A 14,949-nucleotide genomic window follows, 5' to 3' on the forward strand; every position below is an offset into this window, starting at 1 on the left:
TCGCCGGGTAACCCTTCCGGGTAGCGTGTGGGACATGGGTCTGGGCGAGGAACGCGAGCTGGTGCCTCTGGGCCCGGGGTTCGACATCACCAAGCGCGGCTACCACACCGCGCAGGTGAACGAGCACCTGGAGCGGCTGGAGGCAGAACTGCAGCTGATGCACGCCGATCGCAACGCGGCGGTGTCGCAGGCCGGTGATCTGGCCAAGCAGCTGGAACTGAGCCGCTCGGAGATCGACGATCTGCGCAAGCAGATCGATCGCCTCTCCCTGCCCCCCACCACGCTGGAAGGCCTGAGCGAACGGCTGCAGCGCATGCTGCGCCTGGCCCAGGAGGAATCCGCCGAGACCAAGGGTCGCGCCGAGGCCGAGGCCGGGCACATCCGGGCCAAGGCCGAGGCCGACAGCGCCGAGCTGCGCCAGCGCTACGAGCGCATGCTCGGCGAGCTGGAGAAGCGCCGCTCCGACATGGAGGCCGAGCACCGCGACATGCTGACCGCGGCGCGCGCGGAGGCCGAGCAGCTCGTCGCCGACGCGCGCGCCGAGGCGGAGCGGCTCGACACCGCCGCGCGGCTGCGCCGCGAGCAGGTCGAAGAGGACTTCGAGATCGCCATGTCCGGCAGGCGCACCGAGGCCATGCGCACCCTCGCCGAGCAGGAGGCGACGAGCAAGTCCGAGGCCGAGCGCCGCGTCCGCGAGGCCACCGAGGAGGCCAACCGCCGCCGCCACGACGCGATCACCGAGGCGAAGGCCCGTCTGGAGGAGGCCAGCTCCGAGGCCCACCGCCGGGTCCGCGAGGCCACCGAGGAGTCCAACCGCCGCATCTCCCACGCCGCCCAGCGCGTCTCCGCGCTGCGCCAGCTGCGCGCCCGCGTCGCCGAGCAGCTCAGCAGCGCCCGCGAACTGATCGCCGACGCCCACGTGCAGCTGGCCGACGCCGCCCCCACCCTGGACCCGCTGCCCGAGGAGCGCGTCCCGGCGACGGTGGACGGCGCCCCGGCCGACAATTCCCCGACGCGGACCATGGCCCCGGTCAAGCCCGCATCGGAGACCTCGGGCCCGCCGCGGGAGTCGTGGGAGCCCAAGGACCCCGACGGCGGCGCCACCCAGCGCATGGCCCGGCCACCCCAGGCCGAGACCAAGCAGGTCGAGAAGACCGCCAAGTCCGCCCCGGTGAAGTCCAAGCGCTAATCACTGGACGCCGACCACCGCCGCCCCCGAGACTGCGGCGGTGTCGGACTACCTCTTCTTCTGGGGCCACCGCCCCGAGCGCGACGGCTCGATCGGCAAGGGCTGCCTGAGCCAGTGGTGGCCGGTCACCTTCACGGTGGACGGCCACCGCTTCGCCTCGGCGGAGCACTACATGATGTGGCGCAAGGCCGAACTCTTCGCCGATCCCGACGCCGCCACCCGCCTGCTGGCCTCCACCGACCCCCGCGAGGCCAAAGCCCTCGGCCGCGGCGTCCGCGGCTTCGACGCCCCCACCTGGGAGGCGGCCCGCTCCGCGATCGTCCTCACCGGCAGCGTGGCCAAGTTCTCCCAGCACCCCGACCTGCGCGCCTACCTGCTGAGCACCGCCCCCAAGACCCTCGTCGAGGCGAGCCCCGACGACCGCGTCTGGGGGATCGGCCTGAGCGCCTCGGACCCCCGCGCCCAGGACCCGTCGACCTGGCGCGGCCTCAACCTCCTCGGCAAGGCCCTGACCGAGGCCCGCGACGCCCTGCTCGCCGAACCGCCCGACCTCGCCTAGCACTACTCAGGCCGCCAGGCCAGGCTGATGATCACACTGGAGCGATGGGTGGTGTGGCGCAGCGCAAGCAGGCACCAGGTGCCGTCGCACGACCGTGGAGTAGCACGTTTGCGCTCGGCCTAGTCCTCGCCGATGTCCTCGAACCACAGGTCGGGCCGCTCGGCGATGAACTCCGTCATCAGGGCCACGCACTCCGGGTCGTCCAGGACGGTCACCGCGACGCCGTGTTCGGCGAGCCAGTCGTGGCCGCCGGTGAAGGTGCGGGACTCGCCGATCAGCACCGCCGTGATGCCGAACTGGCGGATCAGGCCGCTGCAGTACCAGCACGGCGACAGCGTGGTGACCATCGTCGCGCCCCGGTAGGTCCGACGCCTGCCCGCCGCCCGGAACGCGGAGGTCTCGCCGTGCGCGGAGGGGTCGCCGTCCTGGACGCGGCGGTTGTGGCCGCGCCCCCAGACCTCGCCGTCGGGGCCGATGAGCGCGGCGCCGATCGGGATGCCGCCCGCGGCGAGTCCGGTCCGGGCTTCCTCGACGGCGATCGCCAGCATGGGGTCCATACCGCTGGATTGTGGCGCGTCCCGCAGGCGGGCGCCTCGTTGTGCTGGGTAGGTTTACCGACAAGTAGCTAACCGTTGGAGGGTCCATGGGCGCCTACCAGACCGTTGTCGTCGGCACGGACGGGTCGGATTCGTCGTTCCGCGCCGTCGACCGGGCGGCGGGGATCGCCGCGGACAGCGGGGCCACGCTGGTCATCGCCTGCGCATACCACGCGGCCAGCGAGCGCGACGTGCGCAGGGCCCAGGACGCCCTCGGCGACGACGTCGCCTACCAGGTCGTCGGGTCCAACCCGGCCGACGAGGCCGTGCGCACCGCCGCCGAGCGGGCCAGGAAGGCCGGGGCGACGAAGATCGACACGATCGTGGTCGACGGCGAGCCGGTGCCCGCGCTGGTCAGGGTCGTGCACGAGCGCGCGGCCGACCTGCTGGTCATCGGCAACCGCGGCCTGAACACCCTGGCCGGGCGCATCCTGGGCTCGGTGCCCGCCGAGGCCGCCCGCAAGTCCGACGTCGACGTGCTGATCGTCCACACGACGTGACCGACCAGGCCGCCCGGGTCGAGGCGCTGCTGCTCGGCGGCGAGCGCAAGTACACCCGCGAGCAGGTCTGCGCGAAGGCGGGCGTGCCGCAGGAGCGGGCGACGGCGCTGTGGCGGTCGCTGGGCTTCGCGACCGTCGGCGACGACGCCGTGGTGTTCACCGACGCCGACGCCGACGCCCTGCGCGCCACCCACGACCTGATGTACCAGGGCCTGCTCGCCCCGGACGCGGCCACGGCCACCGCGCGCATGCTGGGCCAGCACCTCTCGCGCCTGGCCGAGTGGCAGGTCGACCTGCTGCGCGAGCTGCTGGCCGCCAACCCCGAACTGCTCGCCGACGAACGCCACTTCGCCTCGCTCATCGAGACCCTGGTGCCAGAGCTGGAGCGCCTGCAGGACTACGCCTGGCGCCGCCACCTGTCCGCGCACGCGGGCCGCGCGCTGGCCCGCCCCGGCGAGATCCAGGAGAACCGCACCGCGGTGGTGGGCTTCGCCGACATGGTCGGCTTCACCTCGTTCACCCGCCGCACCGACGAGGCCGGGCTGGTCGGCGTGGTCGACCGCTTCGACGCGGTCACCGCCGAGGTCGTCGCCGACAACGGCGGCCGCATCGTCAAGATGCTCGGCGACGAGGTCCTGTTCGTCGCCGACACCCCGCGCGACGGCGCCGAGATCGCCCTGCGCCTGCTGGAGTCCGCCGCCGCCGACCCGGAGCTGCCCGCCCTGCGCGCGGGCGTGGCCTACGGCCGCGTGCTGAGCCGCTTCGGCGACGTCTACGGGTCGGTGGTCAACATCGCCGCCCGGCTGACCTCGATCGCCCGGCCGGACACCGCGCTGATCGACAAGGCCCTGGCCGACGAGCTGAAACCCCTGCCGGAGTACGAGATCCGCTCTCGCAGGCCGGTCTCGGTGCGCGGCTACAGCCGCCTGCGCCTGGCCGTCCTGCGCCGCACCACCGCGAACTACCCGACCATTCCCCTTGAGCCTGACTAGCGTGCTCGCCGCGCGACGAGCAGCCGCGCCCTCGGCGTGTGCCGCCACGGTCCTTCCGGCGCCGCGGCCAGGAAGTCCGCCTTGACCCGCTCGATGAACTCCGGCCCCTTCGCGAGCGCGCTCGCCCGCAGCGGCCCGGAGTCGGCGTAGGCGGTGAAGCATTCGGCCGCGCCGCGGTGCTCCATCGCGAAGGCCGGGAACTCATCGCGCACGACTTCCCCGCCCGCCCCGGCGATGGCCTCGACAAGCCTGCCTTCCCATGCCCGGTCGCTGCGCGCTCCGCCCATCGCGTCCAGCACCCGCCGCATGAGCGCGAACGGCCCGTCCTCCTCGCTGACCTCCGGCCAGAAGGCGACCGACAGCCACCCACCAGGCGCCAGCGCCCGCACCCACGTCGCGATCGCCTCGTCCGGGGCGGGCAGCTGCTGGAGCCCGAACACCGACACCACCCCGGCGCACCTGTCCGCCCAGCCCGCAGGCTCCGCCGCGTCCCCCACCTCGACCCGGACACCGGCCAACCCCGCGACCCGCGCCCGCGCCAGCCGCACCATCCCCGGCGACAGGTCGATCCCCACGACCTCCCGCCGCCCGAGCCTGCTCAGCAGCGGCGCGGCCTCGGGAAACGTGCCGCAGCAGGGCACCAGCACCGGCCCGTCCGGCAGCGGCGGGACCGCCTCGACCGCGGCCGCCACCCAGGGCGCGAAGCGCGGGACGAAGTACGCCTCGTAGCCCTCGGCGGCCTCGTCCCACGCCCTGGCGAGGAGGTTCACCGCCGCACCCACGGCAGGACGGCGGCCAGCAGCGCCTCGGGGTCCTCCAGCGGCGGCAGGTGGCCCACCCCGGGCAGGACGGTGAGCGAACCGCCCGCGGCCTCGGCCAGGTCCTCGGCGACGGCGACCGGCATCAGCCCGTCCTCGGCGCCGTGCACCACCAGCGCCGGGATGTCGCCGGTGAAGGTCGAGGCGGGCCGGGCGGCCATGGCCCGCTGCGCCCAGGCGACGGCGGCCGGGTCCTGCTCCTCCATCAGCTCCCGCGCGCGCGGTGTCGGGCGGGCGACCAGGTTGGGCAGCATCGAGTCGGCCAGCCACGGGACGATCCCCTCGCGCTCGGCGCGCTCGGCGACGGCGAGCCGGTTGGCGGCGGCTTCCGGGGTGTCGGCGGTGGCCTTCGTGTCGATGAACAGCAGCCCGCTGAACCGCTCCGGGGCTTTGCGCAGCATCGCCATCGCGACGTAGCCGCCCATCGAGCAGCCCCCGATGACGGCCCGCCCGACCCCGCGCGCGTCCAGGTCGGCGAGCACCGCCTCGGCGAGGACGTTCAGGTCCGGCGCGGCGGCGGGCAGCGGGGCGCGGCCGAAGCCGGGGAGATCGGGGGTGATCAGCCCGGGGATGGCGCGGACGCCGTCCCACATCCGGGAGTCGAAGGGGAACGCGTGCAGGAGTACGACCGTCACCGGGTCATTCTGCGCCGCACTCGCCTGCCGCCGCACGTCATTCGACGTCGCGCAGCCGCCCCTCGCGCACCCGCAGCACCGCGGCGTCCTCGCCGAGCTCGGCGCGGGCCTCGGGGTGGTCGCGGTAGTACATCAGCGTGTGCAGGATCACGAGCTGGTCGATGTTGATCGTGCCGACCTGCACCGCGCAGGCGACATCCGGCCCGAACCGCGAGGCGATCTTGCGCATGCGCTCGCCGACATCGGGCCTGCCGCTGGCGACGACCCCGAGGTAGTTGCGGCTGGGCGCCTCCGCCCCGCGCCCCAGCCGCAGCGCCAGCGGCCGGATCTCGGTGATCACCTCCCACGGAACCCGGACCGCGGGCCGCAACCACGACAGCGCGATCCCCTCCGGCGTCAGCACGAGCCCGGTCGCCACCGGCCGGTGCTTGAGCGCGAACAGCCCGGCCGCGATCAGCAGCACGCCGAGCAACCCGAGCACCACACCGCCCACGACCCCGATGACGGCATCGCCCGTCACCAGGAACCCGGACAGCCCCGCCAGCACGACCCCCACTCCGACCAGCACGAACGCCGCCGTCCGACTGGTTCCCCTGCTCGGCAGCAGCAGCCCGCTCTCCCCGCCGACGACGACCGTGCAGGCCGCGCCGCGCGGCACCGAATCCTGACGCGGGGTCCCGTCAGGACGCCGCCACACCTTGGGGCAGGGCAGGGATTCCATAGTCCTCATGATCGTCCATCACCACCTGCGACGCGAGCGCGCCGACCAACATCCACTGTGCCAATGCCGCCGATCCGCAACCGATCCGCCCTCCTCAGCCGACCACACCACGAGGTGCGCGACTCCCGGCCTGATCTCGTGGTCGCACCCGGGGCACCGATACGTCTTCACCGCCTGAGTACCCGGAACCGTCCGAACCAACCACTCCCCATCACCCCCCGACTCCCGCCGCTGATCAGCGAGGGCCCCGCTGAGCGCACGAGGCTGCGACGACTGGGCACGATTGCGACGAGGCACGGCTCCCGAGCGTAAGCGTGCTGCACAATGGTCGCGTGCCCACCTACGAGTTCCGCTGCCGCGAATGCGGCACCACCTTCGACGTCAAGCGCCCAATGAGCGCCGCGGGCGATCCGGCCGCCTGCCCCACGGGGCACGAGGACACGGTGAAACTCCTGACCATGGCGGGTCTCTCCGGCAGCGCTGCGGCTCCCGCCGGTGGTGGCGGCGGTGGCTGCTGCGGTGGTGGCTGCTGCGGCTGACCACCCGCCGCCCCAACCACAGCCCCGCCACAGCCGCACACCCCGAACCTTCTGCTCCAGGCTCCTTCTCCGCCGGCGGCACGCCTCGGGACTTTCCGCCCCAAGGCTCCTTCCCCACCGGCGGCACGTCCCGGGACCTTCCACCCCAAGCTCTCCCCTGCCGGCCGCACGCCCCGGGACGTCCTCACCCAGGCGCACCCCCCTCCAGCGGCACGTCCCGGGACCTTCCGCCCACCTGTGCCATCCCGCCAGCCGCACATCCAGGCGTCCGCCCATGGCTCACCCTCACCAGCTGCACGGCGCGGACAGCCCGCTGCAACCAAGCCACGACTCCACCGCGCGGGCCGAGCGCATCTTCTTTGTCCGCGCCTACTTTTCTTTTCCGTGTCGATTCACTTTGTCCGGGCTCATTCAGCCTGTCCGTCCGCCGACAAACGGAATTGTCCGGAGTGACGAAGTTCGTCCGCGATGAACAGGATTGTCGGCGGAGCGGCAAGGGGAAGCGGAGGACGCGGTCGGCAGGTGGAAGGGAAGCGAGAGCGGGCGGGAAGCCGGGGCGGGAGGCGCAGGCGAAAGAGGGCGGGACAGGTGGAATGGCGGTGGGCGGCGGGTGGGTTCGGTAACGGTCCAGTGGTGGAGTTCACCTGGCGGTGGGGCGTGGGCGTGGCAGGATCGGGCGGAAGTTACCCGTAGGTAGCTAGTCGATCGGGAGGTCGCTGTGGCGCGGGAGTTCTCCATCATCGGGGTCGTCGGCCTGGGGACCATGGGGGCGGGTATCGCCGAGGTGCTTGCGCGCAGGGGACTTGGCGTGGTCGGGGTCGACTTTGATGAGGAGGGGGTTGCGCGGGGGAAGGAGCGGGTGGCGCATTCGACGGCTCGGGCGCTGGCCAAGGGGAAGATCGGGGAGGCCGAGCACGCCGAGATCCTCAGCCGCATCACCTACAGCACCAGCCTCGACGACCTGGCCGAGGCCGACCTCGTCATCGAGGCCATCCCCGAGGACCTGGACGCCAAGGCCCGGATCTTCGCCGAGTTGGACAAGATCGTCGCTCCCGAGGCCGTCCTCGCCTCCAACACCTCCTCCCTGTCGATCACCGAGATCGGTGTCCACACCGGACGTCCCGGCAAGGTTGTCGGGCTGCACTTCTTCAACCCCGCCCCGGTGCAGAAGCTGACCGAGATCGTCCGCACCGTCGTCACCGAGCCGGACGTCGTCGCCGATGTCGTGGAGTTCGCGCGGGGGTTGGGCAAGGAGCCGGTCGTCATCGGTGACCGGGCGGGGTTCATCGCGAACGCGCTGCTGTTCGGCTACCTCAACCACGCCGTGTCGATGTACGAGCAGCGCTACGCCACCCGCGAGGACCTCGACGCCGCGATGCGCTTCGGCTGTGGCTACCCGATGGGCCCGCTGGCGCTGCTGGACCTGATCGGCCTCGACACCGCCTACGAGATCCTTGAGACGATGTACGGCCAGTCCCGCAACCGCCTGCACGCGCCGTCGCCGATCCTCAAGCAGATGATCACCGCGGGCCTGCTCGGCCGCAAGACCGGCCGCGGCTTCTACACCTACGACGGCCCCGACTCCCCCACCGTCGTCGCCGACGCCCACACCCCCGCGGCGGGCGGCGACGGCGGGGTCACCTTGCGCGAGGTGCGCCGGGTCGGGGTCGTCGGCACCGGGACCATGGCGACCGGGATCGTGGAGGTGTTCGCGCGCAAGGGGTTCGACGTCGTGCTGCGGGCCCGCACCGCCGACAAGGCGCAGGCCGCGCTGGGCAAGGTGCGCAAGTCGCTGGACCGCCAGGTCGCCAAGGGCAAGCTGGCCGAGGACGCCCGCGACGAGATCCTGGCGCGGGTGTCCCCCGCCGTGGAGTTCGAGGAGCTGGCGGGCTGCGACCTGGTCATCGAGGCCGTCGCCGAGGACCTGGCGGTGAAGCAGGCCGTCTTCGGCGCGCTGGACGAGGTCGTCAAGCCGGGCGCGATCCTGGCGACCACCACGTCGTCGCTGCCGGTCATCGAGTGCGCCGCCGCCACCGCGCGCCCCGGCGACGTGATCGGCCTGCACTTCTTCAACCCGGCGCCGATCATGAAGCTGGTCGAGATCGTGGAGACCATCTCCACCTCGGCCGACGTCGTCGCCACGTCGCGCGCGCTGTGCCTGGAGGTCGGCAAGCAGCCGGTGCACTGCGGTGACCGCGCGGGCTTCATCGTCAACGCCCTGCTCTTCCCGTACCTCAACGACGCGGTGAAGATGCTCGAAGCCCACTACGCCGACGCCGACGACATCGACACCGCGATGAAGGTCGGCTGCGGCCTCCCGATGGGCCCGTTCGAGCTGCTGGACGTCGTCGGCCTGGACGTCTCCCTCGCCATCCAGCGCACCCTCTACAACGAGTTCCGCGAGGCCGGCTACGCCCCCGCGCCGCTGCTGGAGCACCTGGTCACCGCCGGTCGCCTCGGCCGCAAGACCGGCAAGGGCTTCCGCGACTACAGCTAGAAACCGGTGGCGCGGCCCGTCCGCGCGCCTCTACGGTGCGGCCAGAGTCGTCCAGGCGAAGGTCGTGCCGTTGTACACCCAGTGAGTTCTCCCAAGCGCTGATCTTCAGCGCGGTGCGCAGTGGCGCACCGCGCTTCCCTTGCTGCGGAATCCTCACTGGAATCGGTGTACTCCCATGCTCTCTACTTGGGCTGTCCTGCCCACCCGACTCCCGCTGGTCCGACGCCGCTGCGCCGTGTGCGCGTGCGAGCGCTTCCAGGCCAGCGGCAAGTTCCGGGTCAACGCCAACCACAAGCTCCTCGACGCGTGGCTGCTCGTCCTCTGCACCGGCTGCGGCGAGACCGCCAAGCTCGCGGTGCTGGAGCGCGTCCACGTCCGCTCCGTCCGCCCGGATCTGCTGGAACGCCTGCGCGACAACGACTTCGACCTGGTCGCCGACCTGCTCCAGCGATCAGCCGTGCACCACCGCAACCGCGTCACCCTGGACTGGACCGACGCCTGGCGACTCGACACCGGCGGCACCGACCACCTCGACGGTGACGTGGTCGAGGTGATGGACGTGTCCGTCCGCTTCGCCGCGCGGATACCGGTGCGCCCGGTGAGCCTGATCGCCGAGGGCTGCCGCCTGACGCGCGGCGAGGTCGAGCGCCTCATCGCGCGGGGAAGGCTCGTCTCCGCCGTCCGCCTGGGCGGCAGGCTCTCCGACGACTTCACCTTCACCCTGAAGCGCTGAGTCAGTCCGTGAAGTGGGATTCGGCGAGGGCTCGGATGCGGGTGAGGGCTTCGGCCGCGTCCGGGCCCTCGGCGGCCACGGTGATCGTCGCGCCGGAGTGAGCGCCCAGGCCCAGCAGGGCCAGGACGCTCCTGGCGTCGGCGGTGCGGCCCGCGTGGGAGACCGTGACCTGGGCGTCCACGCCGGCCAGGGAGCGGACGACGAGACCCGCCGGGCGGGCGTGCAGGCCGACGTCGTTGGTGAGCACGAGATCGATCCGGCTGCCCGCGTGGCCGTGGTCCGCTTCGGCGGCGTCGCCGTGGCCGGCCAGGGCTGAGGCGGCGGCGGACAGGACCGCGTCCATCGGGTCGCCGGACTGGGCGGCGACGGCGGCGGCGATGGCGCCCTCGACGAACGGGGCGTCGACGACGGCGGCGGTTCCCGGGTCGCCCAGCATCTCCACGGCGATGTCGGCCACCAGTTTGGCGCTGCCCAGGTCGTACAGGAGGACCACGCCCGCGCCCGACTGGGCACGGGCCAGCGCCGAGGAGACCAGGTCGAAGTCGGTGCCCAGGTCGCCGTCGGCGCCGCCCGCGGGGACGATCGTCACGTCGGGGGCCATCTGGGCGGCCAGGCGGGCCAGGCCCGCGGCCAGTTCGGCGCTGTGGGAGACCAGCACCAAGCCGACGCGGCTCACGCGCCGCCGCCCTCGGCGGCGAAGGCGCGCAGGATCACCGCGGTCGACCGGGCGCCGGGGTCGAGGTGGCCCGCGCTGCGCTGGCCGAGGTAGGATGCCCGGCCCTTGCGCGCGACCAGCGGGATGGTCGACTCCGCGCCCTGGTCGGCGGCGTCGGCGACCGCGGTCAGGTCGCCGCCGGCCAGCGCAACCTGGACGGCGGGGGCGAGGGCGTCGACCATCGTCTTGTCGCCGGCGACGGCCTTGCCGCGGTCGGTGATGCCGCCCAGCGCCGCCTGCAGCACCACGGCGAGGTCCAGTTCCGCGCTGTCGCCCGCGGCCGTCGCCGCCCGCAGGAACGCCGTCCCGTACAGCGGGCCGGACGCGCCGCCCACCTTGGAGATCAGGGTCGTGGCGACCAGTTTGAGCACCGCGCCGGGCGTCCCGGGGTCGGCACTGTCCAATGCGGATACCACGAAGCCGAAGCCGCGCTTGAGGTTCTCACCGTGGTCGCCGTCGCCGATGGCCTTGTCGAGGTCGACCAGCTCGTCGCGGTGCTCGGCCACGGCCGCCGCCGCGCGGCGCACCGCGGCGGCCACCGCGGCCGTGTCGCAGCCCATCACCGGCCCCAGCGCAGGGCGGCGGTGTGCACGGGGGCGTCCCAGTAGGACAGCATCTCCTCGGACAGGCGCAGCAGCGTGAGGCTCATGCCCTGCATCTCCAGGCTGGTGACGTACGGTCCGACCAGCCGCCGCTTGACCTCGATGCCGCGCGCGGCCAGCACGTCCTCGGCGATGCCGTGCGCCAGGTACAGCTCCAGCAGCGGGGTGCCGCCCATCGAGTTGGTGAACAGCAGCACGTCGTCGCCCTCGGCGAAGGGCAGGTCGGCCAGTATCGGGTCCAGCAGGCTGGCGACCAGGGCGTCGGCGGGCAGCAGCGGGGTGCGGGCGCGGCCGGGTTCGCCGTGGATGCCGATGCCGACCTCCATCTCGTCGGCGGCCAGCTCGAAGCTCGGGGTCCCGACGTGCGGCACGGTCGGGGCGCTCAGCGCCATCCCCATCGAGCGCACGTCCGCCACGACCGCCCTGGCCAGCCGCTCGCAGGTGTCCAGGTCGGCCCCGGACTCCGCGGCCGCGCCGACGATCTTCTCCAGCAGCACCGTCCCGCCGACGCCGCGCCGCCCGGCCGTCCACGTCGAGTCCTGCACCGCGACGTCGTCATCGATGACGACGGTGCGCACGTCGATGCCGTCGGCGGCGGCCAGCTCGGCGGCGGTCTCGAAGTTGAGCACGTCGCCGGTGTAGTTCTTGACCAGCAGCAGCACCCCGGCGCCGCCGTGGACGGCGGTCACCGCGGCGTGCACCTGGTCGGGGGTGGGCGAGGTGAACACCGCGCCGGGGCAGGCGGCGTCGAGCATCCCCGGCCCGACGAAGCCGCCGTGCAGCGGCTCGTGCCCGGAGCCGCCGCCGGAGACCACCGCGACCTTCCCGGCGACCGGCGCGTCGACCCGCAGCACCTGGGCCGGGTCGTCGACCACCCGCAGCAGGTCGGCGTGCGCGACGGCCAGGCCGCGCAGGCTCTCGGCGACCACCGTCCCCGGCTCGTTGATGATCTTCTTCATCGGGTCGCCTCCTTGAGTCCCGGTTCGTTCCTACACCCGGGACCGGCCCGGCGGTAGCACCCGATCCGGCGGGGTGATCACCTGTCGGTGTCGGCGGGGGCCTCTTCGGGGGCCTTGTCGGGCGTTTCCTCGGGGACGGCGAGGGGCCGCAGCCGCTGCCACAGGCCGAACAGCGCCGCCGTGACGAGCATGGCCACCCCCATCCACAGGTTGACGTTGATGTCGCCGGACTTGCGCAGGTCCTCCTCGGTGGTCGCGAAGAGACCCAGCAGCGTCAGGACCACGCCGTAGACCCCGAAGAGCAGGGCGATGACGCCCCGCAGGTCGAACAGACCGGCTCGCTTGGCCATCAGGCCCTCCTCACCAGAAGATGATGCTCAGGACGGTGGTCAGCGCCAGCACACCCGCGGCCAGCACACCCGGCCTGCGGTACCAGCCCGCCGCGTCGCCGGTGGTCTCGTGCCGCAGCGAGTCGCGCGGGGTCAGCGACCAGACCAGGCCGACCAGCTCCTCGTCCGGCTTCGGCTTGGTCACCAGCGACACCGCGACGCTGACCACGATGTCGACCACGAACGCGGTGATGGCGGCGACGAAGCTCGCCCCCTGGCCCGCCAGCTCCAGCACCCCGTTGCGGTTGAGCACGTCGACGGTGACCGCCGCGCCCGTGCCCGCCAGCAGGCCGACGCCGCCGGCCATCGGCGTCATCCGCTTCCAGAACATCGCCAGGATGAACGTCGCGAACAGCGGCGCGTTGAAGAAGCCGAACAGGGTCTGCAGGTAGTCCATGATGTTGTTGAAGCTCGCCGCGATGAACGCCGTGCCGATCGCGGCCACGCAGCCCAGGATCGTCACCATCCGGCCGACGCGCAGGTAGTACTCGTCCGGCCGGTCCTTGCGGATGTAGGCCTGCCAGATGTCGTAGGTGAAGACGGTGTTGAACGAGCTGACGTTGGCCGCCATGCCCGCCATGAACGCCGCCAGCAGACCGGTGATCGCGATGCCGAGCATGCCGTTGGGCAGCAGGTCGCGGATGAGCAGCAGGATCGCGTTGTTGTAGGTGACGCCGTTCTCGGCGGTGCCGCCGCTGGCCTTGTACTCGGCCAGCTCGGGCGAGAGCACCGCGGCGATCATGCCGGGGATGATGATGACCAGCGCGATCAGCGTCTTGGGATAGGCGCCGATGAGCGGGGTGCGCCGCGCCGCCGACATCGACTTGGCCGACATGGCCCGCTGGACCTCGGCGAAGTTCGTCGTCCAGTAGCCGAAGCTGAGCACGAAGCCCAGGCCGAACACGATGCCCAGAACGGACATGACCGGGTCGCCGATGCCGGTCAGGTTGGTGCCGGGCCAGCTGTTGAGCTGCTCGGCGGCGTCGGCCTGGCCGCTGATCTTCTCGACCAGCCCCTCCCAGCCGCCGACGCGGTGCAGGCCGACGAAGGTCAGCGGCAGCAGCATCGCCAGGATGACGAAGAACTGCATGACCTCGTTGTAGACCGCCGCGCTGAGCCCGCCGAGCGAGGTGTAGGCCAGCACGATCGCCGCCGCGACCACCACCGACAGCCACAGCGGCCACCCGAGCAGCAGGTTGACCACGGTGGCCAGCGCGAACAGGTTGACACCGGCGATCAGCACCTGCGCCGTGGCGAAGCTCAGGCCGTTGACCAGGTGCGCGAACTTGCCGAAGCGGCGCAGCAGGAACTCCGGCACGCTGCGGACCTTGGAGCCGTAGTAGAACGGCATCATCACCAGGCCGAGGAACACCATCGCCGGGATGGCGCCGATCCAGTAGTAGTGGACCGTGGGGATGCCGTACTGGGCGCCGTTGGCCGTCATGCCGAAGATCTCGACCGCGCCCAGGTTGGCCGAGATGAACGCCAGACCGGTCACCCACGCGGGCAGCGACCGGCCGGACAGGAAGAAGTCCAGACTGCTGGACACCGACTTGCGCGCCAGGTACCCGATGCCGAGTACGACGGCGAAGTAGACCGCGAGCAGGCTGTAGTCGACCCAGTTGGCATCAAGCCGCAGGTCCGCCTGCGCGAGCACGTGCATGGACACCCTCCCCGACCGGAGTGATCGCCGTGATCGCGCCCCACTATGGCCTTCCGGAACCGGTCCCGCACGACGAGCGGCTCGCCCCTGGATGCCGAGGTCACGGGCCGATTCCCGGGCCGTCGAGCGGAATCGTGCATATCGGGCGCGGAGGGCGCCGGGTGCCGTGGCCTAGAAGAGGCGGAACTCGTCGGGCTCGATGCCGCGCAGGGTGTCGTAGTCGAGGGTGACGCAGCGGATGCCGCGGTCCTCGGCGAGGGTGCGGGCCTGGGGCTTGATCTGCTGGGCGGCGAAGATGCCGCGGACGGGGGTGAGCAGCGGGTCGCGGTTGAGCAGTTCCAGGTAGCGGGTCAGCTGCTCGACGCCGTCGATCTCGCCGCGGCGCTTGATCTCCACGGCGACGGCAGCGCCCGCGTTGTCGCGGCAGAGGATGTCGACCGGGCCGATGGCGGTGGGGTACTCGCGGCGGACGAGGGTCCAGCCCTCGCCGAGGGTGGTGATGTGCTGGGCGAGCAGCTCCTGCAGGTGGGCCTCGACGCCGTCCTTGACCAGGCCCGGCTCGTGGCCCAGCTCGTGGGCGGAGTCGTGGGTGATCTCCTCCAGGGTGATCACCAGCTTCTCGCCCGCCTTGTTCTGCACCGTCCAGATGCCGCGGTCCTCGATGAGCCAGCAGGGCGGGGTCATCCAGTTCAGCGGCTTGTAGGCGCGGTCGTCGGAGTGGATGGACACCGAGCCGTCCGCCTTGACGAGGAGCAGCCGGTTGGCCATGGGGAGGTGGGCGGTGAGCCTGCCGACGTAGTCGACCTGGCACCGGGCGATCACTAGACGCACGCGGAGCAGGT

General features: G+C 72.2%; 18 protein-coding genes. 7 read left to right on the forward strand and 11 right to left on the reverse strand.

Annotated features, from left to right (window positions below; all coding sequences use genetic code 11):
• The first annotated feature begins 34 nt into the window (after positions 1-34).
• Both ACFPM7_RS04360 and ACFPM7_RS04365 read left to right on the forward strand, forming a co-directional pair.
• Positions 35-1,189, forward strand: coding sequence for a chromosome segregation protein (locus ACFPM7_RS04360; protein WP_378244062.1), 1,155 nt, complete (start codon positions 35-37; stop codon positions 1,187-1,189).
• A 40-nt stretch (positions 1,190-1,229) separates the two neighbouring features.
• Positions 1,230-1,748: an NADAR family protein gene (locus ACFPM7_RS04365; RefSeq protein WP_378244064.1), complete on the forward strand. Its 519-nt coding sequence runs from the start codon at positions 1,230-1,232 to the stop codon at positions 1,746-1,748.
• A gap of 119 nt (positions 1,749-1,867) precedes the next feature.
• On the opposite strand, the gene ACFPM7_RS04370 is transcribed toward ACFPM7_RS04365, so the two are convergent.
• Complete coding sequence (locus ACFPM7_RS04370) at positions 1,868-2,305, reverse strand: nucleoside deaminase (RefSeq protein WP_378244066.1); 438 nt, start codon at positions 2,303-2,305, stop codon at positions 1,868-1,870.
• An 86-nt stretch (positions 2,306-2,391) separates the two neighbouring features.
• Between ACFPM7_RS04370 and ACFPM7_RS04375 the strand changes: the two genes are divergently transcribed.
• On the forward strand, positions 2,392-2,844 hold the full coding sequence (locus ACFPM7_RS04375) for a universal stress protein (protein WP_378244068.1): 453 nt from the start codon (positions 2,392-2,394) through the stop codon (positions 2,842-2,844).
• Entirely contained in the window at positions 2,841-3,836 is a 996-nt protein-coding gene (locus tag ACFPM7_RS04380) for an adenylate/guanylate cyclase domain-containing protein (RefSeq protein WP_378244070.1), read from the forward strand. Before ACFPM7_RS04375 ends, ACFPM7_RS04380 begins: the two co-directional genes overlap by 4 nt.
• Here ACFPM7_RS04380 and ACFPM7_RS04385 read toward each other — a convergent pair.
• Genes ACFPM7_RS04385 through ACFPM7_RS04400 form a run of 4 tightly spaced genes read right to left on the reverse strand, consistent with a single transcriptional unit; the run spans position 3,833 to position 6,307 of the window.
• Positions 3,833-4,606 (reverse strand): class I SAM-dependent methyltransferase, encoded by a 774-nt coding sequence (locus ACFPM7_RS04385; RefSeq protein ID WP_378244072.1) that lies wholly within the window; start codon positions 4,604-4,606, stop codon positions 3,833-3,835. The two genes, ACFPM7_RS04380 and ACFPM7_RS04385, sit on opposite strands and share 4 nt — an antisense overlap.
• Positions 4,603-5,289 (reverse strand): alpha/beta fold hydrolase, encoded by a 687-nt coding sequence (locus ACFPM7_RS04390; protein ID WP_378244074.1) that lies wholly within the window; start codon positions 5,287-5,289, stop codon positions 4,603-4,605. The genes ACFPM7_RS04385 and ACFPM7_RS04390 overlap by 4 nt, the downstream gene beginning before the upstream one ends.
• A 37-nt stretch (positions 5,290-5,326) precedes the next feature.
• The gene (locus tag ACFPM7_RS04395) at positions 5,327-6,010 is read right to left on the reverse strand and encodes a hypothetical protein (RefSeq protein ID WP_378244076.1); all 684 of its coding nucleotides are present in this window, start codon (positions 6,008-6,010) and stop codon (positions 5,327-5,329) included.
• Positions 6,011-6,028: 18 nt separating this feature from the next.
• Positions 6,029-6,307 carry a hypothetical protein gene (locus ACFPM7_RS04400; protein WP_378244078.1) on the reverse strand — a complete coding sequence of 93 codons (279 nt, stop codon included), beginning with the start codon at positions 6,305-6,307 and terminating at the stop codon, positions 6,029-6,031.
• Between the two features lie 35 nt (positions 6,308-6,342).
• Between ACFPM7_RS04400 and ACFPM7_RS04405 the strand changes: the two genes are divergently transcribed.
• From ACFPM7_RS04405 to ACFPM7_RS04415, 3 genes are all read left to right on the forward strand, one after another.
• The gene (locus tag ACFPM7_RS04405; RefSeq protein ID WP_378244080.1) at positions 6,343-6,549 is read left to right on the forward strand and encodes an FmdB family zinc ribbon protein; all 207 of its coding nucleotides are present in this window, start codon (positions 6,343-6,345) and stop codon (positions 6,547-6,549) included.
• Between the two features lie 718 nt (positions 6,550-7,267).
• The gene (locus ACFPM7_RS04410) at positions 7,268-9,046 is read left to right on the forward strand and encodes a 3-hydroxyacyl-CoA dehydrogenase family protein (RefSeq protein WP_378244082.1); all 1,779 of its coding nucleotides are present in this window, start codon (positions 7,268-7,270) and stop codon (positions 9,044-9,046) included.
• A 175-nt stretch (positions 9,047-9,221) separates the two neighbouring features.
• On the forward strand, positions 9,222-9,779 hold the full coding sequence (locus tag ACFPM7_RS04415) for a DUF1062 domain-containing protein (RefSeq protein WP_378244084.1): 558 nt from the start codon (positions 9,222-9,224) through the stop codon (positions 9,777-9,779).
• A 1-nt stretch (position 9,780) separates the two neighbouring features.
• Here the strand turns inward: ACFPM7_RS04415 and dhaM are convergent, their stop codons facing one another.
• The 6 genes from dhaM to nucS form a co-directional block, all read right to left on the reverse strand.
• Positions 9,781-10,455: a dihydroxyacetone kinase phosphoryl donor subunit DhaM gene (dhaM, locus tag ACFPM7_RS04420; RefSeq protein ID WP_378244086.1), complete on the reverse strand. Its 675-nt coding sequence runs from the start codon at positions 10,453-10,455 to the stop codon at positions 9,781-9,783.
• Positions 10,452-11,054, reverse strand: a complete 603-nt coding sequence (gene dhaL / locus ACFPM7_RS04425) for a dihydroxyacetone kinase subunit DhaL (protein ID WP_378244088.1) — start codon at positions 11,052-11,054, stop codon at positions 10,452-10,454. Before dhaL ends, dhaM begins: the two co-directional genes overlap by 4 nt.
• Entirely contained in the window at positions 11,054-12,055 is a 1,002-nt protein-coding gene (dhaK, locus tag ACFPM7_RS04430) for a dihydroxyacetone kinase subunit DhaK (protein ID WP_378244090.1), read from the reverse strand. Before dhaK ends, dhaL begins: the two co-directional genes overlap by 1 nt.
• A 77-nt stretch (positions 12,056-12,132) precedes the next feature.
• The gene (locus ACFPM7_RS04435) at positions 12,133-12,405 is read right to left on the reverse strand and encodes a hypothetical protein (RefSeq protein WP_378244092.1); all 273 of its coding nucleotides are present in this window, start codon (positions 12,403-12,405) and stop codon (positions 12,133-12,135) included.
• Positions 12,406-12,415: 10 nt separating this feature from the next.
• Positions 12,416-14,107 (reverse strand): sodium:solute symporter family protein, encoded by a 1,692-nt coding sequence (locus ACFPM7_RS04440; RefSeq protein ID WP_378244093.1) that lies wholly within the window; start codon positions 14,105-14,107, stop codon positions 12,416-12,418.
• A 171-nt stretch (positions 14,108-14,278) separates the two neighbouring features.
• A complete protein-coding gene (gene nucS, locus ACFPM7_RS04445) occupies positions 14,279-14,938 on the reverse strand; it encodes an endonuclease NucS (protein ID WP_378244094.1) in 660 nt (219 codons plus the stop codon).
• Positions 14,939-14,949 lie beyond the last annotated feature (11 nt).

This window comes from Actinokineospora guangxiensis, assembly GCF_042657845.1.
Lineage (GTDB): Bacteria > Actinomycetota > Actinomycetes > Mycobacteriales > Pseudonocardiaceae > Actinokineospora > Actinokineospora guangxiensis.